Origin of the sequence: Mycobacterium sp. SA01 (genome assembly GCF_041287105.1) — a bacterium.
Lineage (GTDB): Bacteria > Actinomycetota > Actinomycetes > Mycobacteriales > Mycobacteriaceae > Mycobacterium.
On the sequence record NZ_JBGGNO010000019.1, the window covers coordinates 174,199 to 198,937 of the forward strand.

23 protein-coding genes are annotated in these 24,739 nt (G+C 63.6%); 5 read left to right on the forward strand and 18 right to left on the reverse strand.

The features are described 5' to 3' along the window. Window positions 1-7 precede the first annotated feature (7 nt). Both AB4879_RS16795 and AB4879_RS16800 read right to left on the reverse strand, forming a co-directional pair. The gene (locus AB4879_RS16795) at window positions 8-1,609 is read right to left on the reverse strand and encodes a GMC family oxidoreductase (protein WP_370508494.1); all 1,602 of its coding nucleotides are present in this window, start codon (window positions 1,607-1,609) and stop codon (window positions 8-10) included. Window positions 1,610-1,622: 13 nt separating this feature from the next. Then, complete coding sequence (locus tag AB4879_RS16800) at window positions 1,623-2,435, reverse strand: SDR family NAD(P)-dependent oxidoreductase (RefSeq protein WP_370508495.1); 813 nt, start codon at window positions 2,433-2,435, stop codon at window positions 1,623-1,625. A 66-nt stretch (window positions 2,436-2,501) separates the two neighbouring features. On the opposite strand from AB4879_RS16800, the gene AB4879_RS16805 reads away from it, so the two are divergent. Then, a complete protein-coding gene (locus tag AB4879_RS16805; RefSeq protein WP_370508496.1) occupies window positions 2,502-3,152 on the forward strand; it encodes a carboxymuconolactone decarboxylase family protein in 651 nt (216 codons plus the stop codon). Here AB4879_RS16805 and AB4879_RS16810 read toward each other — a convergent pair. From AB4879_RS16810 to AB4879_RS16820, 3 genes are all read right to left on the reverse strand, one after another. After that, window positions 3,088-4,308, reverse strand: coding sequence for an MFS transporter (locus AB4879_RS16810; protein ID WP_370508497.1), 1,221 nt, complete (start codon window positions 4,306-4,308; stop codon window positions 3,088-3,090). The two genes, AB4879_RS16805 and AB4879_RS16810, sit on opposite strands and share 65 nt — an antisense overlap. A 100-nt stretch (window positions 4,309-4,408) precedes the next feature. Further along, window positions 4,409-5,278, reverse strand: coding sequence for a LysR family transcriptional regulator (locus tag AB4879_RS16815; protein ID WP_370508498.1), 870 nt, complete (start codon window positions 5,276-5,278; stop codon window positions 4,409-4,411). 10 nt (window positions 5,279-5,288) lie between these two features. Continuing rightward, the gene (locus tag AB4879_RS16820) at window positions 5,289-5,882 is read right to left on the reverse strand and encodes a TetR/AcrR family transcriptional regulator (protein WP_370508499.1); all 594 of its coding nucleotides are present in this window, start codon (window positions 5,880-5,882) and stop codon (window positions 5,289-5,291) included. 125 nt (window positions 5,883-6,007) lie between these two features. Here AB4879_RS16820 and AB4879_RS16825 point away from each other — a divergent pair, with 125 nt between their 5' ends. Next, on the forward strand, window positions 6,008-7,084 hold the full coding sequence (locus tag AB4879_RS16825) for a phosphotransferase (RefSeq protein ID WP_370508500.1): 1,077 nt from the start codon (window positions 6,008-6,010) through the stop codon (window positions 7,082-7,084). A 29-nt stretch (window positions 7,085-7,113) separates the two neighbouring features. Here the strand turns inward: AB4879_RS16825 and AB4879_RS16830 are convergent, their stop codons facing one another. From AB4879_RS16830 to AB4879_RS16840, 3 genes are all read right to left on the reverse strand, one after another. After that, complete coding sequence (locus AB4879_RS16830; RefSeq protein ID WP_102807569.1) at window positions 7,114-7,554, reverse strand: hypothetical protein; 441 nt, start codon at window positions 7,552-7,554, stop codon at window positions 7,114-7,116. An 86-nt stretch (window positions 7,555-7,640) separates the two neighbouring features. After that, window positions 7,641-9,353: an alpha/beta hydrolase gene (locus AB4879_RS16835; protein WP_370508501.1), complete on the reverse strand. Its 1,713-nt coding sequence runs from the start codon at window positions 9,351-9,353 to the stop codon at window positions 7,641-7,643. Then, window positions 9,343-9,669 carry a WXG100 family type VII secretion target gene (locus tag AB4879_RS16840; RefSeq protein WP_102807435.1) on the reverse strand — a complete coding sequence of 109 codons (327 nt, stop codon included), beginning with the start codon at window positions 9,667-9,669 and terminating at the stop codon, window positions 9,343-9,345. The genes AB4879_RS16835 and AB4879_RS16840 overlap by 11 nt, the downstream gene beginning before the upstream one ends. Before the next feature lie 326 nt (window positions 9,670-9,995). On the opposite strand from AB4879_RS16840, the gene AB4879_RS16845 reads away from it, so the two are divergent. Continuing rightward, window positions 9,996-10,685: a PAS and ANTAR domain-containing protein gene (locus AB4879_RS16845; protein ID WP_370508502.1), complete on the forward strand. Its 690-nt coding sequence runs from the start codon at window positions 9,996-9,998 to the stop codon at window positions 10,683-10,685. Here the strand turns inward: AB4879_RS16845 and AB4879_RS16850 are convergent. Beyond that, complete coding sequence (locus AB4879_RS16850; protein ID WP_370508503.1) at window positions 10,682-10,975, reverse strand: DUF4873 domain-containing protein; 294 nt, start codon at window positions 10,973-10,975, stop codon at window positions 10,682-10,684. The genes AB4879_RS16845 and AB4879_RS16850 overlap by 4 nt on opposite strands. Next, a complete protein-coding gene (locus AB4879_RS16855; RefSeq protein ID WP_370508504.1) occupies window positions 10,972-11,895 on the reverse strand; it encodes a diiron oxygenase in 924 nt (307 codons plus the stop codon). The genes AB4879_RS16850 and AB4879_RS16855 overlap by 4 nt, the downstream gene beginning before the upstream one ends. Before the next feature lie 97 nt (window positions 11,896-11,992). On the opposite strand from AB4879_RS16855, the gene AB4879_RS16860 reads away from it, so the two are divergent. Both AB4879_RS16860 and htpG read left to right on the forward strand, forming a co-directional pair. Further along, window positions 11,993-12,616, forward strand: coding sequence for a TetR family transcriptional regulator (locus AB4879_RS16860; RefSeq protein WP_370508505.1), 624 nt, complete (start codon window positions 11,993-11,995; stop codon window positions 12,614-12,616). Between the two features lie 88 nt (window positions 12,617-12,704). Further along, window positions 12,705-14,630, forward strand: a complete 1,926-nt coding sequence (gene htpG, locus AB4879_RS16865) for a molecular chaperone HtpG (protein WP_370508506.1) — start codon at window positions 12,705-12,707, stop codon at window positions 14,628-14,630. A gap of 308 nt (window positions 14,631-14,938) precedes the next feature. Here the strand turns inward: htpG and AB4879_RS16870 are convergent, their stop codons facing one another. The 8 genes from AB4879_RS16870 to AB4879_RS16905 all read right to left on the reverse strand — a co-directional run bounded on the left by AB4879_RS16870 (window position 14,939) and on the right by AB4879_RS16905 (window position 24,540). Next, entirely contained in the window at window positions 14,939-15,604 is a 666-nt protein-coding gene (locus AB4879_RS16870) for a DsbA family protein (protein WP_370508507.1), read from the reverse strand. 112 nt (window positions 15,605-15,716) lie between these two features. Next, window positions 15,717-16,460, reverse strand: coding sequence for a spermidine synthase (locus AB4879_RS16875; protein WP_370508508.1), 744 nt, complete (start codon window positions 16,458-16,460; stop codon window positions 15,717-15,719). A gap of 116 nt (window positions 16,461-16,576) precedes the next feature. Beyond that, complete coding sequence (locus tag AB4879_RS16880; RefSeq protein ID WP_370508509.1) at window positions 16,577-17,197, reverse strand: hypothetical protein; 621 nt, start codon at window positions 17,195-17,197, stop codon at window positions 16,577-16,579. Further along, window positions 17,194-18,855: an alpha/beta hydrolase gene (locus AB4879_RS16885; protein WP_370508510.1), complete on the reverse strand. Its 1,662-nt coding sequence runs from the start codon at window positions 18,853-18,855 to the stop codon at window positions 17,194-17,196. Before AB4879_RS16885 ends, AB4879_RS16880 begins: the two co-directional genes overlap by 4 nt. A 6-nt stretch (window positions 18,856-18,861) precedes the next feature. Next, window positions 18,862-19,191, reverse strand: a complete 330-nt coding sequence (locus AB4879_RS16890; protein WP_370508511.1) for a WXG100 family type VII secretion target — start codon at window positions 19,189-19,191, stop codon at window positions 18,862-18,864. A 633-nt stretch (window positions 19,192-19,824) separates the two neighbouring features. Then, window positions 19,825-22,320 (reverse strand): AAA family ATPase, encoded by a 2,496-nt coding sequence (locus tag AB4879_RS16895; RefSeq protein ID WP_370508512.1) that lies wholly within the window; start codon window positions 22,318-22,320, stop codon window positions 19,825-19,827. Next, window positions 22,232-22,804, reverse strand: a complete 573-nt coding sequence (locus tag AB4879_RS16900; RefSeq protein ID WP_370508513.1) for a hypothetical protein — start codon at window positions 22,802-22,804, stop codon at window positions 22,232-22,234. The genes AB4879_RS16895 and AB4879_RS16900 overlap by 89 nt, the downstream gene beginning before the upstream one ends. Then, a complete protein-coding gene (locus tag AB4879_RS16905; RefSeq protein WP_370508514.1) occupies window positions 22,804-24,540 on the reverse strand; it encodes an SIR2 family protein in 1,737 nt (578 codons plus the stop codon). Before AB4879_RS16905 ends, AB4879_RS16900 begins: the two co-directional genes overlap by 1 nt. Between the last annotated feature and the right edge of the window lie 199 nt (window positions 24,541-24,739).

Genomic DNA, 24,739 nt, shown 5'->3' on the forward strand with positions numbered 1-24,739 from the left:
AGCCGCCTCAGCGACCGTTGAGGATGAAGTCGGCTGCGCGCCAGGCCATCGCCATGATCGGACCGTTGAGGTTACCGGCCACCATGGTGGGAATAACTGAGCAGTCAACAACTCTCAGGCCGCCGATGCCCCGTACCCTGAGCTGGCCGTCGACGACGTCGTCGTCCATGGGTCCCATCGCGCAGCTGCCCGCTGCGTGGTAGCCGCAATATCCGCCGTCGAAGGCGGCATCGATCAGCTCGTCATCGGAGCGCACCCGCGGTCCGGGGTAGGTCTCATGGCTGATGCGTTGTGCGATTGGCGATTGCTCGAAGATCCTTCGCATCGTGCGCAACAGATTGGCGGCCGTCTCCCGGTCGTGCTCGGTGTGCAGGTAGTTCGGGTTGATCCGCAGTGCCGCAGCAGGATCGGCGGACGTGATCTCGAGCCAACCCTCCGACGTCGGACGTAACACCATGCCAAGACAGGAAACACCGGCTTGGCGTTCGATCTCAACCGGTTCGCCGGTGTTGTATGGCGGAATGGTCCACGGACCCATCATCAGCTGCCCGTCGGGCCGCTCTGCACCCGGTTGAGACTTCACGAAGGCGACGATGTCGAATGAGGGCGCGGCGAGTGGACCTTTGCGCGTCGCCAAGTACCGGATCCCGGTCATCGCTTGCGCCACACTGCTCGACAGTTGCCGGTTGTAACCGAGGTCCTCGTTCAGCTGCAGCCGCAGGGTGGCACACCGGTGTTCGTGGAGCCTGCGACCGACATTCGTTCGGTCGAGATATACATCGACGCCCGCCGCACGCAGGACATCGCGCGGCCCGATTCCAGACAGCTGCAGCACCTTTGGCGTGTTCAAACTGCCCATGCTGAGGATGACCTCCCGCGCGGCGTGCACAGCGGCGGTGCGGCCCCGGTGCGAGATCAACACCCCGGCCGCCCTGCCGTTCTCCAGGATGACCCGTTGCACTTCGGTGTGGGTACGGACCGTCAGGTTGGGGCGGTGCAGCACGGGTTTCAGGAAGGCACTGGCCGCACTGACCCGCCGCCCACTCTTGATCGTCGACGTGGCGTACCCGATGCGTTCGTCATCTGATTCGTTGATGTCCTGCACGCGGGACAAGCCCGCCGACACCCCGGCATCGATCATCTCGTCGCACAGCGGGTCCGGATCACGAGGTATCGAGACGTGGACCGGTCCGCCGCTACCACGGGTGACGGAGGCACCGAATTCGTTGTCCTCCAAGCCCCGAAAGATCGGGAGCATGTCGTCCCAGCCCCAACCCTTGTTACCGAGCCGCTCGAGCTGGTCCCAGTCGGCCTGGCCGCCACGGTTGTAGATCATGCCATTGATGGAGCTGGATCCGCCGAGTACCTTGCCGCGCATCCACTGCTCGCTGTGCGGGTGTACGCCAAAAGGCGTGGTCTGGTAGTGCCACATGTGCTTGTCGCTCTCGAAGAGCTTGCCCGATCCCTTGGGCACCACGAACAGTGGATTGCGATCGCTACCGCCGGCTTCCAGCAACAGGACGGTGATTGCAGGATTGGCCGACAGCCGGTTCGCCAGGACACAGCCCGCGGAACCCGCGCCGGCGATAATGTAGTCGTAGCTGGTCATAAGATCCCGCCGCTCAGCGAATCTGACCCAGTCCACCGGCCACAACGAGTGACTCGCCGGTGACGTAGCTGGCTTCGCCGCTCAGCATGAATACGGTCGCGTAGGCGATATCCCACGCTGTTGCCTGCCGGCCCAACGGAAACTGGATCTGTGAACGTGATTTCACGTGCGTGCTGCCATACCGACCGAGAGGTGTGTCGACAGGACCGGGGATCACCTGGTTAGCGCGAATGCCCCGAGGTGCGCCCTCCAGCGCAACGTGCCGGCACACCCCGAACAGCGCTGCCTTGGATGCGTCGTACGCGGGAAATCGGGTGCCTGCCCGCAGGCTTGCTGCCGACCCGATGAACACCATCGAGGCGCCGTCGTCCAACACGGGCATGGCCGCCCTGGCGATCAGGAAGTGGGACCGGACGTTCAACGCGAAGAGGTCATCCCACAGCTCGGGTGTCGTCCCCTCCAGCCCCTGCCCGGCACCGAATCCGACGTTGGCGACCACGCCGTCGAGTCCGCCAAGGTCCGCGCAGGCCTCCGAGACCGCGCGCTCACAGTCGCCGGCATCGCGGACATCAGCGACGATGGGCTCCGCAGTCACACCCTCGTGTCGGCACAAGTCCGATGTGCGCTGGGCGGCATCCGGGTCCACGTCGACACAGGCGACGTCCGCGCCCTCCCGAGCGCACAGCACAGCGATGGCGCGGCCGTTCCCTATCGGTGCATCGCCGTCATCGCAGGCGCGAGTGCCGGCACCCACGACGACGATGCGACGGCCGACCAACCGACCGCGGCCTGGCGCGGTACCCAGCGTCTCGGGAGTGAGCGTCATGGTCTGCACCGTACCCCTATGCTGTACGACTGTACAACCACTGCTGTGGGAACGTAGATTCGGCGGATGACACGATCGCCCCGGTTGAAGTTGCTGCATGTTGACGAGTGGGATGACGATGCGCTGCAAGCACTACGGCAGGCTTTCCCAGCGGGAGTCATCGATCAAATGCGGGTGTCGGGCGAGGCGCCGAACGTCCTCGCGACGATGCTGCATCACCCAGCGCTGGCGGGACCGTTCACGGCTTACGGCAATGTGTTGCTGCGAGAGCCGGCAATCGGACACCGCTACCGAGAGCTGATGTTGTTGCGGGTGGCCTGGCGCACCGGAGCCGTGTACGAGTGGGTACACCATGCGCTTCTTGCGACTCAGTACGGCATCAATCAGGACGACATCGACGCCTTCGTCGACGGCGCGATGTCGCCGGCCTGGACTGCGATCGAATGTGACCTCGTCACCGCTACCGACGAAATGCTGGACTCCCATCGGATCTCAGACGACACATGGACACACCTGGCCGAGCACTTCGATGAGAAGCAGTTGGTGGAGATCCCGCTTGTCGTCGGGACGTATACCTGCCTCGCGATGGCGTTCAACAGCTGGAACCTGGCTGTCGAGAGTCATGTTGATACCCGGGGGATCCCGCTGCCGCCTAGCCTTCCCGCAGTACCAGGGCCGCAAGCGATCCGGCGACGCCGGTCAGCACCAGGATGGTGACGGCGACCGCCGTCCACCCGTGCTCATCGAACGCGACACCGCCCAGCCAGCCGATCGCGCTGGAGCCGCCGTAGTAGAAGAGGTTGTAGAGCGACGACGCCTGGGCTTTCCCAGCGGGTGCGGCCTGCCCGGTCCATCCGGCGGCGGTGGAATGCGCGCCGAAGAACCCGGCCGTCGCCACCACCAACCCGATCAGGATCGCGATCACGTTGGCGCTCAACGTGATCGCGACTCCCACCATCATGATGACGACCGAGACGAGCAACACCCGCCTGCGTCCGAAGCGGGCCGCCTCGGCCCCGGCGCGCGACGACGCCCACGTTCCGGCCAGGTACGCCAGGAACACCAGACTCACCACCGACGCCGGCAGTCCGAACGGCGCGGCAGTCAGGCGGTAGCCGAGGAAGTTGTAGAGCGCCACGAAACCGCCCATCAACAGAAAGCCCTGCGCGAACAGGACGAGCTGGCGCGGCGTTCGCAGGTTGACGGCGAGCCGATGCGCGAGACTGCCGTCAGGGTTGGCGCCGCGGTGCGACGCCGGGGTGAAACCCTGCGGTTCGGGAGCCAGTTTGACGAAGCCCATCGCCGCCATCCCGCAGATCACCGCGACGGTGAAGACCCCGATGCGCCATCCGGCGAACTCAGCCACCGGGCTGGACACCAGTCGTCCGAGCAGACCGCCGATCGTCGTTCCGGCCACAAAGGTGCCGGCCGCCCGAGCGGCGTGCGCACGGTCGACTTCCTCGGTCAGGTAGGCCACCGCGATGGCCGGCACCCCACCGACCAGCAGTCCCTCAATGAACCGGCCGGCCATCAGCAGCCCGAACGTGGGCGCAAACGGCACCAGTATCCCCACCAGGGTGGCGCCGGAGACCGAGACCGTAATGGCCCTGACCCTGCCGATGCGGTCGGCCAGCGCCGACCAGGGGATCACGCCGATCGCCAAACCGACGGTGGACGCCGAAATGATCAGTGCGGCATGGGCAGCACCGACGCCCAGGTCCGCGGAGATCAGGGGCAGGACGGCCTGCGGCGAGTACAGCTGCGCGAACGTGGCCACGCCCGCGCAGAACAGCGCCGCCAGTAGTCGCGTGTAGGCAGTCGATCCTCGGGCGTGCCCAGTCCAAGCGCGTTCCTGGGATTGGTCAATGGTCACTGAGTGCACGGTAGGAACACGCTAATGATGTGTCCAATGCATAGACCAATGCCTAACCATGCACCGTGCGCATGACGGCTGGTGGGCGGGCCCCGTGGGCTCAGCCGTCGGCGAGGAAATCCACAAAACGCTGGCTGGGTGGCGCCAGCGGACGGTTGCGCGCCCAGGCCAAGCCGACCTCACGTTTGGCCCGGCTGTTCGACAGGGGCACATGAACCACCCTCGCATCGGCGCCGTCCCGCGGTACCGGCACCACCGCCACGCCGAACCCCGCCGCGACCAGACCTTCCATCGTCGGGATCTCGGAGGCCTCGAACACGATTTGCGGGTCGATGCCGGCCTCGACCCACAACTCGTCGGTCAACTGCCGCAACCCGAATGGCTTCTCGAGCGCGACGAACGGTTCATCGGCCGCCACCGACAGGCTGACCCGGCTGCGCCCCGCGAGCCGGTGCTCCACGGGGACTGCCAAGCACAGTCGCTCGACGTAGAGGCGGTGCCAGGAGAAGTCGGCCGGGTCGGGCCGTGGCGAGGTGATGGCGATGTCAGACCCGCCGTCGAGGATACTGCGGGCGATCTCATGCGCGGCGCCCTGAAACAGGTCGAATTGGATCTTCGGCGCGGTTTCCCGGAATTGCCGAAGCTGTTCGGGCACATACCAATTGGCTAGTGAATGCAGGAAAGCCAGCCGTACGCGGCCGGTGTCGGGATCGCGCAGGGCCGCAATGCGATCCAGAGCCGCCTGCACTTCGGCGAGACTGCGGCGGGCGTGCTCGAGCATGATCCGGCCGTATTCGTTGAGGTGGAGTCGGCGCCCGACTCGATCGAACAGCGGGACACCCGCGTTCTGCTCGAGTCTGCTCAGGGCGCGCGACAGCGTGGGTTGACTGACCCCCAGTTCGGCCGCGGCCTCGGTGGCGTGTTCGGTTTCGGCCAGCACCACGAACCACTGCAATTCCTCGAGATGCACGTGAACGACCCTAGGCCGAACTGACGCCGCTCAACAGGGCATCCACCAGAGCCCCGTACCGGCCCGCCGCTTCCTCGCCGCCCACCGGGCTGCTCATGACCTGCAGGAGCAGGGTGCCCATCAGCGCGTTGGCGATGGCGTCGGGCTCGACGTCGGGGCGCACGGCACCGCTGTCCACCGCGCGGCGGACCCTGTCCACGAGTCCGCTGCGCTGCGGCACGCTGAGCTGTTCGTAAAGCGCTTCGGTATCACCGGAATTCGCGGCCGCCGCAGCCACGAGCGCACGAATGAGCTTGGCATTGGCGGGCTCGGCGATGAACTCACCGTGCTCGATCAGCCAGCGCTGGAGGTCCGCGCCGAGATCGCCGGTATCGGGCACGTCGAACGAACCGCCTCGGCCATAAGCGTCCAGCACCGCCTCGGCGACCAGCGGCGCCTTCGACGTCCACCGCCGGTAGAGCGTCTTCTTGCCGACCTGCGCCCGCGCGGCCACGCCGTCCATCGACAGCTCGGCATAGCTGGATTCCATCAGCACCTCGCGCGCGGCATCGAGGATCGCCGCGTGCAGCGATGCGTCTCGAGGCCGGCCGGGCGGTTGGGACATGTCGCGAGCTTAACTTCGCCGATTCCCGACGGCCGTCCGCGACGGTGCGGTACCTTTCCGACTATTACGACACACTTCGTGTCGTAATAGTTCAGACGAGTCGCACCCGAGGAGTGCCCGCCGACATGAGCTCACCCGCATTGTCAGTGCCCGCCGATTTCGCCGAGGTGTCGCCGGGTTGGATGACGGACGCCCTGGCCGCCCACTACCCCAGCGCCACGGTCAGCGACGTCGCGATCGACCTCCGCGACGACGGAACCAATCGTCGTGCGCGCCTGCGATTGTCCTACTCCGCGGGCACCGGCCCGGCAACCGTCTTCGTCAAGGCCGCCGACCCCGACCACAAAGAGCTGATCCGGATGACCAGCGGCATGTTCCACGAGCCGCGGCTGTTCAGCTCGGGCGTCGCACTCCCGCTGGAGCATCCCATCGTCTACGCGGCGCTCATCGACGAGGAGGCTTACGACTTCTGCCTCGTCATGGAAGACCTCACCGCGCGGGGTGCGGATCCTCGGGATTCCCTGCGCCCGCTGACAATCGATCAGGCACGTTCCGGCATGCGCGGGCTCGGGCGACTGCACGGACGGTTCTGGGGCGATCGCGTGCTACAAGAGCCGACATTGGGCTGGCTGGAACCCTTCGAGCCGTTCGACGGCCTTCAGTACGCGCCGTTGCCGAGCGCTTTGGAACAGCTTGACGACAGCACCCCCATTGATGTGCTGTCGCTGTCGATCGACCAGCTGGTCGAGGAAGTGTGGAAGCCGTACATCCGGACGTTGACCACCTCACCGCAGACCCTGCTGCATGGCGATCCGCACATCGGCAACACCTACGTCACGCCTGACGATGAGGTCGGGTTCCTGGACTGGCAGGTCGCTCGACGCGGCAACTGGTCACTGGATGTCGGGTACTTCCTGCAGGGTGCGCTGACCGTCGAGGACCGTCGCGAGCACGAGCGGGCGCTGCTGGAGGAGTACCGCGATGCGCTCGGCCTGCCCGCCGAGGAGCTGCCGTCGTCGGAGGAGGTGTGGCTGCGCTATCGCGCATCGGTCGCGCATGGACTGGCGCTGTGGCTGGCGACCGCCAGCAGCGGCGGCGGGCTGTGGCAGCGCCTCGAAGTCGCCGTCGCCCTGGCGCAGCGCTACGCCAATGCCTATGGCGATCTGGACACTCCGTCGGCGATCGCGGAGATCACCTCGTAACGGTGCTGCACCGCAGCGCATCTGAGCACTCAGGGCAGCGTGACGCGCTCCACCCGGCCCTTGGTGTCTTTGGTCGTGGTGGTATCACGGCATTCGCCGAACAGTTCGATGTCGCGGTTCGGGTTGCTGACGTTCTGCGGCCCGAAGACAGCCACGACATTGCCCTTGCTCAACGCGGTGCCGTGCGTGTGAAATCCGGGATCGGACGCCCAGCCGGTGTTGCGGAGTTGCTGGACCATCTGGGCGATTTCGGTGTCGGACGCGGCGAACGACGCCGCGGGTGGATACGCGATGCGCATCTGCCCGCGAAAAGGCGGATCACCCTGGTCGTTACACGATGCGTGCCAGAATGCCGCTTCCACGACATTGATGTTCAGCGTCGTGACGATGTCGTGCGCGGCATCCATGACCTGAGCCTTGGACTGCTCGGGGGTCAACGGGTTGGAGACTCGGTCAGCATCGGATTGCATGATTCCACATCCTGATAGTGCGGCGGCAACCATCACGGTCACCGCGAGCGGGATTCTCTTGCGCGGCAGGATCACTCGGCTCCGTCCTAGTGGTAGTGGCCTGATGTCGGGGCACGATACAGCTCGGGATCGGACGGCAGCACGCCGATGTCGGTGAGGATGCTGTCGCTGCGATGCTGTGCAGTCATACCGTCGAGAGCGAGGGCGTCACCGTGGCCGGAGACGATGTCGGACATGCTGAACAGCGACTCGGTGCCACGCTCGAAGTAATGGCTGTGGTCGTTGATCGTCCAGCCGGGGACCTCCGCTTTGAAACGCGTCGAGCCGAAACCGTCCATCGCCGGATCCGCGCCGAGCGCGAGATTCACGCCGGTACCCGGGATGTGTACCTGCGGAAGACCGCCGAGCTGGGTGACCGGATCGGTCGATGCCGACCCGACGAAGACATGCCCACCCGGCGCGAGGTGGAAGTCCGCGGCGCTCTTGGCCATATCGGTTCCCGGGCAGCCGATGAGGATCACGTCATTGGTGTGCATCCCGTAGCCCGCTGCCGCGTCGGCCACCGTCGTCGAGCCGTAGGAGTGCCCCATCACGGTCATGTGGGATGGACCCGGACCGTGAGTGACGTTCAGGCCGTTGACATCTGCCGCGAGCAGCGCGCCGCCCTGGTGCGCCAGCGACGTCTGGGCGACCTGCGGGTCGGTCAAGCTGTTCGGTGCGTCATAACCCATCCAGGCGACGACGGACGCCGATCGGCTCGGGTCGGCCTTGACGGCTTCGTTGTACAGGTTGCTGGCATCGCTGGCGCTGAGCCAGCCTTCGGTGACGCTGTGACTGGTACCGGGCACCACCACCGTGGTGTTGGCGGCTTTGTCCGGATTGCCGATCGCGATCGCCGCGCGGCCCTGACCGTCGAACTTCGTCGGCTGATAAACCTGAAGGAATGTCTTGGCGCCGGTTGCGATCTGATCGTCTTCGAGTGCCTGTTGCACCTTGACCGCATTGGTGTAGCGCGTGACGTCGTCCGGGGTGCAGCCGTAGCGGAACGGGTCGTTGACCACATCCTGCGCCGAGACACCGTGCCGGCTGGCGGCTTCCTCGATGTTCTCGATGTCGGTGCGCATGGCGGTTTGGTTCGCCACGTCACGGGCCTCGACGGGAATCCCGTTGAGGTTGCCCATATATGGTGGGTTGTCGCGCAATTCGGCCTGCTGCTGTTCGGGTGTCAGCGAATCCCACCACTTCTTGACGTCCTCGGGCGGGGTTGATTCCGGCGGTGGCGGCGGAGTGGGTTGGGCATCGGGTATCGGAAGCTTGCCGTCCGCCATGTTGATCGCCGCGGCCAATTCGGCGTCAACACCGTTGGCTTCGACCAGGATTGCGTTCAACCGCGCCTGCAGGTCCGCGATCGTCGCCGCCAGATCCGCGGCCGTCCCCGTGAATCCCGGACCCTTCACCACCGAGTTCGTCGCTGGATCGATGTCCAACCCCTGGCTTCTCGCATCGTCTTTGAGCTCGCGGAGTTCGATCTTCACCTTCTCGATGTCTTGCGCGGCCTTCTGCGCGGCCTGGGCTACCGCGAGAGCTTCACGGGCATGAGCGTCGAGGTCCACCCGCGTCTTGTGTATCGCGTCGCGGGCGGCGTCCGCCGAGACGCCACCCCAGGACTCAAATGCCGGGAGCTGTTCGGACGCCCGTGCCGCGTCGGTGGAGGCTCCGCTGCGCGCGGACGCTGCGTGAAAAACTTCCCGGACGGCCTCTGGATCCCACCGCTCGATGTCTGCGACGCTAAGCGTCACGCGCCTGACCGTTCGGCCGATAAACGTCGGCGAGTTCCTCGGCGTCGCGCTGATCCATCGCAGCGAACGTCATACCGCTCACCCGCAGACCTTCGGCATGCTCGTAGAGGCGAGTGGTCAGGGTCGTCGTCACCGTGGACCAGGCGGCAGCTTTCGCCGCCAGCGCGGACTGCGACTGTCCCACCCAGCTGAACAATGACGACTCGATGGTCTGGTCCGCCTGCGTATGGGTGGCGAACACGTTCTGCGAGTGCTGATCCAACACTCCGCCCGAAGTGACCAGCGACTCCGGATTGACCTTCAGCGGCTCGGCCATGGCCCGCCTCCTCGCCCCGCGCAGCAAACTGTTCGAACCGCCAACTTACCACCAAAGAAGCATCGGGCGTGTTCACCCGGCAATATCGCGCACGCCCTCCCGGAGCGCACTCGGATGCCAAGGCGCACAGCGCGACTCCGCCGCCGACGACCGGCCCGGCCACCGGCTGGGGTGTCAGCGAGTGCCCACCAGTTATGAAGGAACGATGACGCCGTCCCGACGATACGAAAGATGCACGTCAGCGGCGGTTGCAGCGATTAAAATGGGCGACGACAATTGCTGACAGCCGGTCATAATTGACGCAGATTTGCCGAAAGGTATGGGACATGTCGGGGCGGCCAGATGAGCGGCGGGGTGAACGCAGCCGCGGTGGTGGCCCGCGGCCGCCCGAAGCCGGCTCGCTGTCGCGGATCGGGTGGGTCAAGTACTTCTTCACCGACGACCGCTGGGAGTGGTCGGACGAGGTCGCCCGCATGCATGGCTACGAGCCCGGCTCCGTCACTCCGACAACCGAATTGATGCTCTCCCACAAGCATCCGGAGGATCGCGACGAGCTTCGCGAGTTGCTGCAGCGGATACGCCACAGCCTTGCGCCGTTCAGCACGCGGCACCGTATCCGCGACACCGAAGGACGAACCCACCATGTGGTGGTCGTGGGCAACCAGATGCGCAACGACGCCGGTGAGGTGATCGGCAGTGACGGCTTCTACATCGACATGACCGGCGACCTCCGTAGCGCGCAGGAGCAGGTGAGCAATGAGGTCGAGGACATCGCCGCCCGCCGGTCTCCCATTGATCAGGCCAAAGGGATGCTGATGATGGTGTACAACATCAGCGCGGACGCGGCCTTCGACCTGCTGCGCTGGCGTTCACAAGAGACCAACGTCAAGTTGCGAGACCTCGCCCAGCAGGTCGCCACCGATTTTCAGGGTGTGGCGCACGACGGCGCCATGCCGGAACGATCGGTGTACGACGGACTGCTCATGACCGCGCATCTGCGGGTCGGCCAGGATTAGACCGACAGCAGGTCGTACGGCGGTGAGCCGACGCCGCTGATCATGAGTTGACCGGATGGAACTCGTTCGACGAGTTTCACTGCGACACTGCGGTTTCCGATCGCCAGCTGGGCGGGCGTGCCTGCCGTGACGGTATCGGGCACGCCGTATGCGAGGCCCTGCCAGTGGTACTGCCCGTCGATCGGGTTGAGGTGTCCAGCGAGGCGAACCCGGACGGGACAAGGCACGCCGGCGACGTCCAACTCGGCGTCGCCATCGAAGACACCGCTGTCGTCGGCCGCGGCCGTCACAGGAAGTTGCTCCGCTTCCACATCCGCCGGCTGATCCGGTTCATCAGCCCGACCTCCTCGAGGAATGCCGCCAGCGGCGCGAATCCGGTTCGCGTGGTCTGGTGGAAGTACGGATTGGCACGGGCCTGCCGTCGACCTTCATGCCCGTCGAGTCCAACGCGGCGGTAGACGGCGCGGTTGGTGAACAGGTAACGATAGAACGGCCCGCCGGCGCCGTGGATCGTGGCGAGCAGGAAGCGGTTTCGACGCTTCATATTGGGCACGTCGCGGCGGGCACCGTCGCGGGCGAACTGGATGTGGCGCGCTTCCTCGGTGACGTGAATTCGCATGACGCGGCGCACAATCGGCTGAATCTCGGGATCGTCGAGGATCTCCCGCTGCAGCGCGTCGAAGATCTCCTCCCCCACCAGCGCAGCGATCCAGAGCACGGTCTTCTGGAACACCAGCGGCAGCAGGTTGATGGTCATCCGCTGAAGCCGACTGGGCTGGAACGGTTTACCGTCGACGGCCGCGATGGCGCGGCCGAACATGACCATGTGGCGGGTCTCGTCGCCGAGTTCGGTGAGCGAGTAGTGGGTGGAGGCCGCGGTGACGTCGGCGTGCATGAGCCCACGCAGCAGCGCCTGGTTGAGGATGTTCTCGAACCAGACGCCGGCCGAGAGCAGGTTGATGAACTCCTGCCGGGACAGCTCGATCTGCTGTTCGCGGCTCATCTCCTCCCACATCTGTGTGCCGTAGAGGGAGACCACCCGGGGTGGAAGGAAGTACTTGTCAGGCACGACGGGGGTGTCCCAGTCGATGTCGACGACGGGTGCGTAGGACTTGCGGGCCGAGCCTTTGAGCAGGCGGTCGGAGAACTCCTCTCGACTCGGTGGCGTTGCCGTCCTGGTCGAAGCAGCCATCGAAAAAGCGGCAGCCATGTCGAGCCTCCTAGATCGCGGTTGAGCCGGTGAAACCGAAGATACATTCTGAGTTTGTTTGTATCAATAGCGTGCGAGCAGGCCTTACACTGCAGCAATGAAGTACAGCGGCCTGCTCGCCAAAGCGGTGCAGCGCTTCGGGTCGCCGACGGTGGAGGGCAACGCCGAAAAGATCCTGGACGCGGCGCTACGGCAGTTCGAGCTGTTCGGGATTCGCCGGTCCACGGTGGAGGACATCACCAAGCGTTCCGGCCTGGCGCGGGTGACGCTGTACCGGACGTTCGCGAACAAGGACGCGATCGTCGAGGCCGTGCTGCTGCGGGAACTCGAACGGTTCCTCTCCGAGTTGGTGGCCGAGGCCGGCGGCTACGACGAAGCCGAAGACAAGCTGGTCGAGGGGTTCGTGTTCACGCTGAACACCCTGCGGGGACATGCCCTTCTGCAGCGGCTGCTCGCGACCGAACCGGAGACGGTGCTGCCGTTCCTGACGACTGAGGGCGACAGCGTGGTGCGGACCGCGTCATCGTTTCTGGCGCATCAGCTGGCGGTCGCGCTGCCCGATGATCGCCGAACTCAACTCGAACTGCTCGAAGTCGCCGAGGTGACGGTGCGGATCATCGTGTCGTTCGTGCTGACGCCGTCGCAGAACGTCGCCCTGGGTGACGACGACGCGCTGCGGTCATTTGCTCGGCGGTATCTGGTGCCGCCGCTGCTGGGGTGAGCGCTGATAGTCACCACCCGCGCCGGCGGCCAGTGAAGGATCACTATTATCGCCGGCATCAACTTTCGTCATCTCGAACGGATTCACCATGACTGAACAGGTAGAGCAGCTGGAGTTTCAGGCCGAGGCCCGCCAGTTGCTGGATCTGATGATCCACTCCGTGTACTCCAATAAGGACTCATTCCTTCGGGAATTGATCTCCAACGCCTCCGACGCGCTGGACAAGCTGCGCCTGGAGGCGTTCCGCAACAAGGATCTCGACGTCGACACCTCCGACCTGCACATCGAGATCGACATCGACAAGACCGCGCGCACTTTGACGATCCGCGACAACGGGATCGGGATGACCCGCGACGAAGTAGTGGGCCTGATCGGCACACTGGCCAAGTCCGGCACCGCCGAACTGCGCCAGCAGCTGCGAGAGGCCCAGAATGCCGCTGCGTCCGAGGAGCTGATCGGCCAGTTCGGGATAGGTTTCTACTCGTCGTTCATGGTGGCTGACACAGTCACGCTGCTGACCCGCAAGGCGGGTGAGAGTTCGGCGACCCGTTGGGAGTCCAGCGGCGAAGGCACCTACACCGTGGCCGACGTCGACGACGCGCCGCAGGGCACCGCGGTCACCTTGCACCTCAAGCCGGAGGACACCGAGGACGAGCTGCACGACTACACCTCGGAATGGAAGATCCGGTCACTGGTCAAGCAGTACTCGGACTTCATCTCCTGGCCCATCCGGATGCAGGTCGAGCGCCGCAGCCCAGCCGCCGAAGAGGGCGGTGAGGAACAGGTCACCATCGAGACCGAGACGGTCAACTCGATGAAGGCCCTGTGGACTCGCCCCAAAGACGAAGTCTCCCAGGAGGAATACACCGAGTTCTACAAGCACATCGCGCACGCCTGGGACGACCCGCTGGAGGTCATCCCGATGAAGGCGGAAGGCACATTCGAGTACCAGGCGCTGTTGTTCATCCCCTCGCATGCGCCGTTCGATCTGTTCCAGCAGGACGCACGAGTGGGTGTGCAGCTGTACGTGCGGCGGGTGTTCATCATGGCCGACTGCGAGGAACTGCTGCCGCCGTACCTGCGCTTCGTCAAAGGTGTTGTCGACGCGGCGGACATGTCGCTCAACGTGTCTCGCGAGATTCTGCAGCAGGACCGCCAGATCAAGGCGATCCGTCGACGACTCACCAAGAAGGTGCTGTCGACGATTGCCGAGATGCAGAAAGAGCGGCCCGACGAGTACCGCACGTTCTGGGTGCAGTTTGGCAGAGTCCTCAAAGAGGGCCTGCTCTCGGACGCCGACAACAAGGACACGGTGCTGGCGGTGTCGTCCTTCGCCTCGACGCACAGCGACGAGGAGGCCACCACACTGGCGCAGTACGTCGAGCGCATGAAAGACGGTCAGGACCAGATCTTCTACGCCACCGGCGAATCCCGTCAGCAGTTGCTGAGTTCACCGCACCTGGAGGCGTTCAAAGCCAAGGGCTATGAGGTGCTACTGCTCACCGACCCGGTTGACGAGGTCTGGGTAGACATGGTGCCCGAGTTCGACGGCAAGCGGCTGCAGTCGGTGGCCAAGGGTGAGGTGGACCTGTCTGTCGAGGAGGAGGCCAGCGAGGCCGAGCGCTCCCAGCTGGAGCAGGAGTTTGCGGGTCTGCTCGAGTGGCTCAAGGAGACCCTGTCGGAGCATGTCAAGGAAGTGCGGCTGTCGACCCGGCTCACCGAGTCGCCGGCCTGCCTGATCACCGACAGCTTCGGCATCACGCCGGCGCTCGCGCGGATGCTGCAGGCGTCCGGACAAGCGATCCCTGCGGAGAAACGTATCCTCGAAGTCAACCCAAGTCACCCGTTGATCGCTGGTTTGCGCGACGGGCTTGCCGCCCGAGGGACCGATCCTCAGTTGACCGAGACCGCCGAACTGCTCTACGGCACAGCACTTCTGGCTGAAGGTGGCACGCTGGAGGATCCGGCAAAGTTCGCTGGGCTTCTGGCGGAGCGGTTAGCGCGCACCATGTGAGGGGTCTGGCCGGCGGCAGCCGACGATGGTTTGAACATCCGCACACCCGGGAAGGATCAGAACATGAAATCACTTCGTCGTCGCGCGACGGTCGCCGCCGTCGCAAGCGTTTGCATCGCCGCAGCCGCGCCGTTCGGTGTGGGTATAAGTGCTGCTGAGCCGTTGAACTGTGTGAACGGGCAATTTTGGGACCCGATCACGAATACGTGCCAGACGCCGCGGCAAGCCGAAAACTGCGGGCCGGGTCAGTACTGGAATGCCCTGTCCAATGTCTGCCGGCCGCTGGGACAGCTTTAACCACTGTCAGCTCAGCCGGGAAGCTGCGCCAGCCAGTCCGAATCTTCGTCGACCGGCTGGCCGTTGATGACGACGAGCGGGACTCCCGGCTCGGGAAATTGGTGCAGCACATCGAGATTGTTGGCAGCGATCACCTGCGAGTCGAAGCCGATCGGTAGGCCCACTCGAATGAGGTCCTGGGCCAGTGCAGGCGCACCGACCCGGTTGGCGATGTCAGCAAGCTGGTCGTTGCTCAGGTCGGTGGGTCCACCTTCCTTGGGCTGGGTGTCCTTGGCGTAGATCGCCTTGATGAAGCGCCACGTAACGTCGCTCGATCGCGATTGGTCGGCCACCACATACGCCGCATAGATCGCTCGGCGGTCGTATGTGCCACTGGCGGAGTACTTGTCGAGGAAGTCGACGAACCGGACGTTGACGCGCAGTGCGCCGTTCTCCACGCGCTTTCCGATCTCATCACCCTGTGTCCGCACGAACTTCCCGCTGAAGGGGCAGAGCGGATCGACGTAGAGATCGATCTGGCCCAGTGCGTCGGGGTCGCCAATCGAGAGCGCATCGCCTGCTGCTGCCGCTGCCGCCGCGTGCGCGACGCCGGTCGGCGCGGAGACCAGCAGCGCCATCAGGAGGGCCAGCACCGCCCCGACGAGTCGACGCGGCCGGTGGGTTGATCGTGCACTCATACGACCATCATGCCGTCTCGTTCGATGACGACGTACAACCCGGCTATGCCCGTACTCGAATCGACTGTCGCACAACGATTTCAGCACTTGCGAACCGCACCGTCGGTGACAGCTACCGTGCGACGTAGACCGTGTTGGTCGAATATCCGCCGGTCACCGGGTTGGGGAACCGGATGACGGAGGCCTCGGACTGGCGGAAGACTTCGGCGAGGACGGCCTCGAACTGAGCGTCGGGTGGATCATCGGACCACAGTGCGAAAACCCCGCCGGGATGCAGGTGCCCGACGAGCTTCCGCAGCCCCGCGGGTGTGTAGAACGCGGAGTGGCTGGGGTGCAGGACGTGTCGCGGCGTGTGATCGATATCGAGGAGCACGGCGTGAAAGCGCCGGCCGGGTGTCTGCGGATCGAAACCGGCTTCGCTGCCGGCCATGGCGAAGAAGTCGCCCCGTTGCAGGCGCACCCGCGGATCCGACACCAGGTCGGCGGTGTTGGGTAGCAAGCCGCGCTGATGCCAGCCGATCACCTCTTCGAGTGCCTCCACCACGACGAGTGAGCGAATGCGGGGATCCTCCATCGCCGTCTGGGCGGTGTAGCCGAGCCCCAATCCCCCGACGACGACATCGAGGTCGTCATCGACCGCCTGGGCCAGGCCGAGGCGCGCGAGAGCTACCTCGGCCGCCGTGAACAGGCTCGACATCAGGAACTCGTCGCCGAGCTTGACCTCGTACACATTGACGTTCAAGGCCGGCTCGATGCGTCTGCGCAGGCTGATCACGCCCATGGGGGTCTCGGACCAATCGAGTTCCTCGAAACGTGCACTCACGACGCCCACCGGCCCGCCCGCAATGTCCTTCACCGAGAGCATCTCGGCGAACGAAGCCTACAGATATAACCAGCGGGTCGGCGCGGGCGTCCGCTGCCTGCGCCCAGCTTTCCGAATCCCACGGCCAAGGCAGTAGCGGAGCCGCCTTGCTACTGCTGCGGAGCCTGCTGAATGATGGGCGGCCTAGAGACGTTGCCGCTCTTCAGATTTCCGGAGAAACACGGCGAGGACCCCACCAACGACGGCGCGAATTTGGGATCAGGACGCGCTTCAATTTGGAGGATGTAACCGTCCGGCGCGTAGCCGAAACGGTTTGGTTTGGTGAAGCCGTCACGCTCGATGACCTTCCAGCCCCATTGCTTCCAGATGTCGCCGGTCTGGCTGATGATGGCGGCGAAATCAGTACCAGGCGGCAGTTCCATATCTCGCCAATCCTCAACATGCACCGGCGCATCCGGGCCGCTGGGGTTGTCCTCGCAATACGCGGTGCCGTCGCCCACGATGTAGCGCGTGCCGTCGAGGCTGGTGCCCTTCGGCAGCGCATCGACCGTCTTCTGCAGATAGCCGGTCAGGGTGTCCTGCGCTTCCTGTTGACTGGTCGGGATCTTGGGCGAGGCAGGAACAGGCAGCGACTCCATGGGGCCTCCTGGGATGGCGGTGGCGCCGGTCGGCGACGGGGGTCCAAGCGATGGCGATGACGACGAACAGGCCACCACTGCTGCGGCGGTAAGCGCCAGCGCGGCAGAAAGGGATACGCGCCGGGCGGTCATGGGGTGAACCGCGGCGGGGTGACGGTCGTCTGTCCGGCAATAATGCGCCCCATGTTATCGAGTGCCGGGTTGCCGGCACTCCAGTAACTGCTGTGGGCGTCGATAGTCGGCAGCCCCAAGGGTCCGGCAGGGCCCGGCGCGGCCTCGAATGGGATGCCACCGAACTTCGATGACATGGGGTCGGGGCCCAGCGATGCGTAGGTGGCGATACCGATGATGTCGTTTTCCGCGCGGGTCGCGAAGACGTGTGCACCCGGCGCGAGGCTCAGGTCGCTCGCGTGGCCGGCCAGTACGCCTGGGCTCCCCACCGCCACAACGTTATTGGCGTCAAGGGTGTGGCCGTCGAGGCCTGCTGCGCCGACCAACGTCGACCCGTAGCTGTGTCCGATCACCGTGTTGATCGACGCTCCGCCAGCGGCCACAGCGTTGTGCGAGGCACGCAAGCCGGCCTGGAAGTCATCGAGCGCTTGGGCGCCGTTATGGGCGTAGCTGGTCGACGGTGCGTCGGTGATGACGCTCATCGGACGGTCATAGCCCATCCACGTCGTCACCGAAACATCGCCCGGCTTCAGAGTGGGGTCGGCGCGCAGGGCAGATTGGAGCATCTGCTGCGACTTGCTGGTGCTGAATTCAAGCCGGCTCACGTCCTGGCCGGTGCCTGGGACGAACGTGGCGGTTCGCCGCGCAGTATCGGGGTTGTTGATGGCAATGGCGGCGTGTCCCTTGTCGTCGAGGAGGCCCAGCAGGCGCGGCAGACCGTCCGGCGAGGTCAGTCCCTGACGCACCTGCGAGTATTCGGCCTGGTGCTGATTTGCACTGTCCCACTGGGCTTTCCAATCCTTGTATTCGTCCGACAGCATGAAGGGTGCATCACCTCGTGCCCAGTCGGGATGTGCGGCGCGCAGCCTGTCGAGGTTGGCTTGGTTGGTGTGCTGGAGATCGTCGAGGTGCAGCCGGTTGTAGTAGTCCTTGCCGCCGCCGTTCGCATCCTGGCCCCAATTCATGCCCGGGTGATTGCCGATGTTGTGGTCGCGGCTGTAGAGCAGGTCGCGGTCCTCCTTGGACAACTTCTCCCACAGATCGTGAAACTGCTTGGGGTCATCAGGCAGTGGAGCGCCGTTGAGAACGTTCTGGACGTCGGGGTCACCGGCATGCAGTGTCGGCGGGATCGGTGTCTTGCCGCTTGCCATGTTGATGGCGTTGGCCAGAGCCATATCGACCGCGTTGGCTTCCGCCACAATCTTGTCCAGCCGCGGCTGCAGCTGCATCTCCTTGAGCTCGGCTTCCATCGGATTGCGGACCGATGGCCCTGGCACGACGGTCCCCGCTACCGGGTCAATCTCCATGCCCAGTGAGGCGGCGTCAGCCTTCAGCGTCGCGAGCTCCGATTTGATGCGCTCGATCTCGTCGGCGGCGTTACGCGCGGCATTGGCGACGACGAGCGCCTCGTCACCGTGCGCGTCGAGATCCTGACGCGTTTTTCCGATGGCGTCCTTGGCGGCGTCGGCCGCGTGGCCGCCCCACGTCTCGAATGCCGGCAGGGTCGCGAGGCCGTCGGCGGCATCCTTGGCCGCTTGTGCGCGGCTGGAGGCGGCGTGGAACACCTCACGTACGTCGCCCGCGTTCCAGCGCTCGATGTCCTGGACGGTCAGCGGCACCGGGGCTCACATGTTCGTCTGGCCGGCGATGGCGTTCGCCGCCTGCGCTGGTTGTTCCAACGCCTGGCTGCCCCGCTGCTCCATTTCGGTGAAACCGATCGCGCTGGCATGCAGGCCTTGTGCGTGATCGCTCAGACGCGTGACAAGCGCGCTGGTTGTGGCCACCCACTGCTCGGAGAGCAGGGCCATCGCCGCGGCGGACGCGCCCTGCCAGCCGGCCTGGGTGGCATCGATGCGGCTGGCCGCCGCCGCGTGCTTCGCCGCCACGTCCTCGCCATGGCATGCGACCTTTGTGCCGGACGCGGCCAAATGCTCGATGTTGACCCGGAGCGACATGTCATCCCCCTTCAGACCTGCTGATTTATGAATACCAGCGAAGGGCGGCGGGCCGCCAGTCTCCATGGCTTCGGGCAGGCCCGGTCCGCTTCGTGGCGGTTGACGGCGGACGGCTTACCTAGCGCAAAAAACGAACCACGGCCCTTGGGAAGGACCGTGGTTCGATCAATCAACTTTGGTAGCGGGGACAGGATTCGAACCTGCGACCTCTGGGTTATGAGCTGTCGTCTCAATAGTTTGCTAGGTCCGTTAAGTCTCATTTATGCAGGTAAATGGATATTGACATTTCGGCCCGTCCCAGGGCGGCTCATCCATTTCGACCCGTTTCGGCGCGTTTTGTTCCCAAATTTGTTCCCAAATCGGAAGTCTTTGCGTTTGCGTGTTAGCTGGAGAGGGGGTTGCAAGGTAGAGCGTTGCCGGCAAACACGGCTCAATCTTCGCTGCGAGATGGGATGGCCAACAGCCGCCCTCCGTGGTGAATGCCAAGCGACTCCTTAGCAGCGACTGGCCCGTACTGATCCTGTTTTGCTTAAACCTGACTTGAGTGGTTTCCTCCACAACCAAGCGCGCCAAAGTCTTACCAACGCTTGGCTCCAGCCTTACGCCGCCTAACCCCGGCAGGCCTGTAACTGTTCAATTGGCTATTGCCGGATCAGGCGTCCAGCTGAGGCGGGTGATGCCCCGATCTTCCTCAACTGCGCGTTCACCCAACTCAATGGTGATCAGCTCGTCGCCTTCGTAAGCGGGGCTGAGCTCGAGGTTTAGGTAATCAAACAGTTCGCGTTCGTGGACCGCGACTATCACTTGTCGTCCGTTTTGTTTGGCAAGCAGTCGGATGAGGCCAGCAAACTGGGCAACGTGGACTTCATCCATGGCTTGCACCGGGTCGTCGAAAACGAGACATGGGACGATCGGTTCGACTGCGAGGTGGAGCGCGAGGAAGAGAGAGAGCGCCGCGGTATTCAAGTTGCCCGCCGACAGCATCATTTGGGGCGGACCACTAGCTTCTCCATTGCGGTGCGTGGTCTCTAACGTGATATCGAATGTCTTCTTAGTTGCGCTGGGAATGCCGAAGCTTGGGATAAAGCCTTCGCTGGGCGCGAGCCGTGTAAATACAGTCCTCCATACCTCGTTGAGGGACTCTGTGAACACACGGTGAACGATGGCTGTGCGCGCTATTGTCGCAGCCTCGTGAACATCTTTCGCGACGCCTTGGCGGCGCTTCGATTCGCTGACACGTTCGTCCCAGTTCTCTTTGTCTTCGGCTAGGTTCGCGAGGCGTTGCCCAACGGCGGACTCGCGTTCGATTGCGGCCGCGAGGCCGCGGGCTTCATCGGCCATGAGCCGTTGCTGATTAGCGACATCAGAAAGACGTGCGACTTCCGCTTCGGCGCGATCCACCAGTTCGGCCGAGATGGCTTCGAAAGAATCGGGCTCCGAGGGCAAGGGAACCTTCAGCCGAGCCGCATACTTCGCCAGTTCGCTAGCTATATAGCGCTCTTCCGACGACGCCGACTCAAGATTCTCAAGTGATCTCTGAAGGGCGTCTGCGCGGATCGTGAGATTTGTCCCGCGATATTTCGCAGCCTCGATTTCGTCAACCTGGGCGGTGAGTTGGACCAGCGTTGCGTGGCGTTGCTCTATAGCCAACCGCTGGTCACCGGGCATGAGTTGGACCGTGAGCTGAGTGTAATCAAGCTCCGCCCGCGCCACTCGCGCTGCCAGTTGGTCGCGCTCAGTGCGAAGATCGACGAGCTGCTGCCCATGACTCGTGAGCTCAGCCAGTTTCGAATCGATATGCGCGCTGAGGCTGTTGGCACCCATTTCATTGAAGTCACGGTCACAAACCGGGCATATGTTGCTGCCGTCGATGGCGTTTCGAAGGGCAGTCAAGCCCTCGACGAGAGCGCTTGAGTGTTCTTGAGCGTCAGCGAGTCTCGTTTGAAGCACGTCCAATTCAAGTCGATCATTATCAAGTTGAACGCGAACCGCTTCGGCCCTGGTCCGGATGCTGGAGTCGTTGTTCAACTCCTGAAGGGCAAGGCTTCTAGCGCGCTCAATGGCGATGCGGGGCTCGCTGCGCGGGTCGGCGCCGGCAGCCTGTGCGGCTGCTTCCCAAGTTCGGACTGTTATCTCTTCGGTGGTCGCCCACGCCTCCCTGTCGACGATTGCAGCTGCCAATGCCGCGCGCGCTTCCTGTATTCGCTGTGCGGTCGGACGTTCTGTGAGGGCTGAGATGCGACCACCCAAAGCGATAAGTTGCTCGTAAAGCTCTGCAGCCGCTTCAGATTCACCAGCAACAGTCTCGGAGCTGAGCGCCGACTGCACGTACTCGAGAAGGTCGCCATCAGTCATGCCGTCGGTCGTATTTGGGTGAAGCTTCGCGATTGCTTCCCGGGTGGATGCCCGCGCGGCAGCGACCGCAGTCCGCGCCTCGGCGCGCATCGCGCTCTGTTCTTTCAGTTGCGCTGCCGCGGCCTTCGCTTCGCGGTCAGCTTCATCAACGCCGACCGCGAGCTTCTTTAGTAGCCTAAAATCCTGTGCTTCGCTGAGGCCGTCACGAAGGGCATCCAACTTCTCAAGGCCCAGCAGTTCATTTACAAACTTCTCAAGCGCCGTCTGTTCATCGCTTTCGCGGGCTTGGTACAAGTCGAGCAGACGTCCCAAGGAGGACTGATCCAGGTAACACCGTTCGGCGTAGAACCTCGCGGTCACGTTGTTAAATGCCGGAGTGCCCTCCAAACGGGCTCCGCTTACAGTCAGCGGGGCGCCGGAGGTGCTCGCCTGCAGGTGTTCGGCGACTTCGGCTCGAACCGTTGCGTAGGGCTGCCCGAAGAACGGCAGATGTGCCCTGTAGCGGTCAGACTGTCGCTCCATGCTCCGAATCTGACCGGTCAAGGCAAGCTCAAGGGCGGAGAGAATACTGGTCTTTCCCGTGCCGTTCGGACCGTGAATCAGGACGACAGGAGCATCAAACGGCAGCTCACGTGTTCCCTCGATACGACGGAAGTCGGAGACCATCAGACGGCGAATTGGAAAATCACTCATCATCGTCTTCAATCCGTTCCGTCCAGCCTGCCCCTTCGTTCGCGTATCGCCGGAGTGCAGCACGCACTGCTTCAGAGCCATCGGCCGCAGCCTCAATGAGGCCAATATGGTCGGGTGTCGCGTTTTGAGGACCTAACGCTGCCATAACGGCGTCGACCGGATCGGTCCCATGAACTAGGTCCGCATCTGGCAGTTTGAGCGGTAGCAAGACCGCCACAGCTTCCTCGATCTCGGCCACATCAGGCGTCGTGGACTCGACGGGAAGTACGCGTGCATAACGCTCCAAATCGCTTCGGTCGGACGCCGCGACTCCACCGACGATTACGAGACTCATCGGCCGGCGCGACGCGGCCAGGTCAAGGGAACGAGCCAAACCCGCCACGAGGCGCTGCAGACGGCGGCGGGGTACTTGATCGGTTGCGATCAGAACTAGGTCATGCGATGTATGTGTTCCGCGAACAGCAGCGTCAAAGTCGAACTCGGTGCCGGCCACAGTCAGGGGTTTAGGCAAACGCTCGAACCCGGCGTTCTCTAACACTGTGAGGACATCTTGGACGCTTGCCATCAAAATCCTCCGGCCAGTCTAAACGCTTCGTAGAGGTCATCGGCTGAGACCGTCTCGGTGATGCTTGATGCAACGCTAAATCGACCAGGACCGATTTTGCCGTCCCGGCCGAAACGAGGTCTCGGAGAGCGGGTGGCGCGGGGGGGCTCCTCGTCGGCAGTCACGATCAGCACCTCCTCATCGCTATCGTCAAACAAAGTGTCCAACTCCAGCGTCGTTGACGCCGCTGCGTCCTTCACGAAGTACAACCGAGCACGCCGTTGAGGAGTGACTAGGCGAACCACACCGCCACCAGGGTCGTTGCGATCGCCTGCAACTGCAGTCCACTGGCCGAGTGAAAGTCCTCGAGCAATCAGTGCGAGGGCGACGCCAAGCCGCCCGAACTGCTTCGACGGGAAATCTGGGTTGTGTATCGCCTGCTTAATAGGACGGTCTGATATGGGCTCATAGCGGCGTTCACCTACTGGCGGCATACGGCCGGTGCGGAAAACGGATAGCCCCGAACCAACGACATCGATAAATCGAGCAAGAAACTCTCGTTCAGACTGCGCCAGCGCAGAGCCTTCAACCGTCTCCCAGTCTTCGGGATCGGCATGGCAGGCCAGAAAGTTACGCAGGCTGCTTAAGTCCGTCTGCAATTGCTCTATAGGAGCGGAGCCCCAATCAGTCCTGGCGGCGTGATCGATCAAATAACTCAGTTTGTCGGTAAGTGACGACAAGACAAGCCCCAGCAATGTCGGCTTACCGTACGCGCCCAGGAGCGCGGACTGCGCGATAACGCTCGCGTTTCCCTGGTGATTCGAACCGTATGTGATCTTGAGAAGATGCCGGTGATAGGACCCAAGATTTTCTTCACTAAGAACCACTGCGGGAGGCGACGCCGGCCATGGGCGAGCTAAGTCCTGTATAGCGGTAGCAAAAACCGTGTGGAGGTTTGCGTCTTGCGCCGAAAGCCCGACCATTAGAGTCAATCGATCAGTGTATAACACCTCAAGGTGCTTACGCATCGACTGATTCTCTGGCTGCTGAGTCCAGCCAGATATTTGTGATTCGCGTGCGATTAGCAAACTCCGGTACTCAGTCTCATTTTCTCGGGCACGCACCGCGCAACCGTGGAACTTGATGACTTCGATACGCGGTCCCACCAAGCGGAAATCATCGGGTTTCACCGCAACCCGAACAAGCGACGCGAAAGCGGGCGTTAGCTCGTCCAATGCCTTCTCAAGCAACCCATCCCAATTGGCGGTCACAGCCGATGTGACCAGCCCCTCCAGCATTAGGATCGCGATGCAATAGTGTTCCAGGTCCGGCTGAAGATCGGGTGCGCCATACGTGTTCGGGACGTCGAGAGCTGTCCACACCAGGTAGTCGTCGGGTCTGTCCTCACCGACGAGTACGTCGAGAACACGCGAGTAATTCGTGACAAGCGTGGAGGCGATACGATCCCTCAAAGGCCATTCATCGAAGGCAGTAGATAACTCAATGCTTTGCAGCTCGCCATCGCTGAGGCCAGCTAACCGCAAAACCTCTAGGAGAGCCTTCCGATAGGGGCAATCTGCGTCACTGCCGACGATATTCGAACGGAGATGCTCCACCACGCGTTCGAGGAGTTCGTTGACATTCGGTACTCGCGCCCGCGAGATTCCAGAACCGAGCCACAGAACGTACTGGCCCTCGTTAAAGGCAGCGGCGAAGGCTGCAAACGCCGACTGAAACCGATCCAGAACACCCTTCACGGTCCTCACCGGCTCAACTCCCATCGACGCCCCGTCCCCATTTCTTCGATGCTGCTACCCGATTTCTTCCATGGTCCCGCTCGCGAACGGCCAACACGCCAGCGCCGCCAGGTCATCCTGCCACGCAGAAAGCACTCCCCACCTGATCAATTGCGTTCTTAATCCCCGCGTCGAGTTTCGGCACATGCCTCGATTGGTG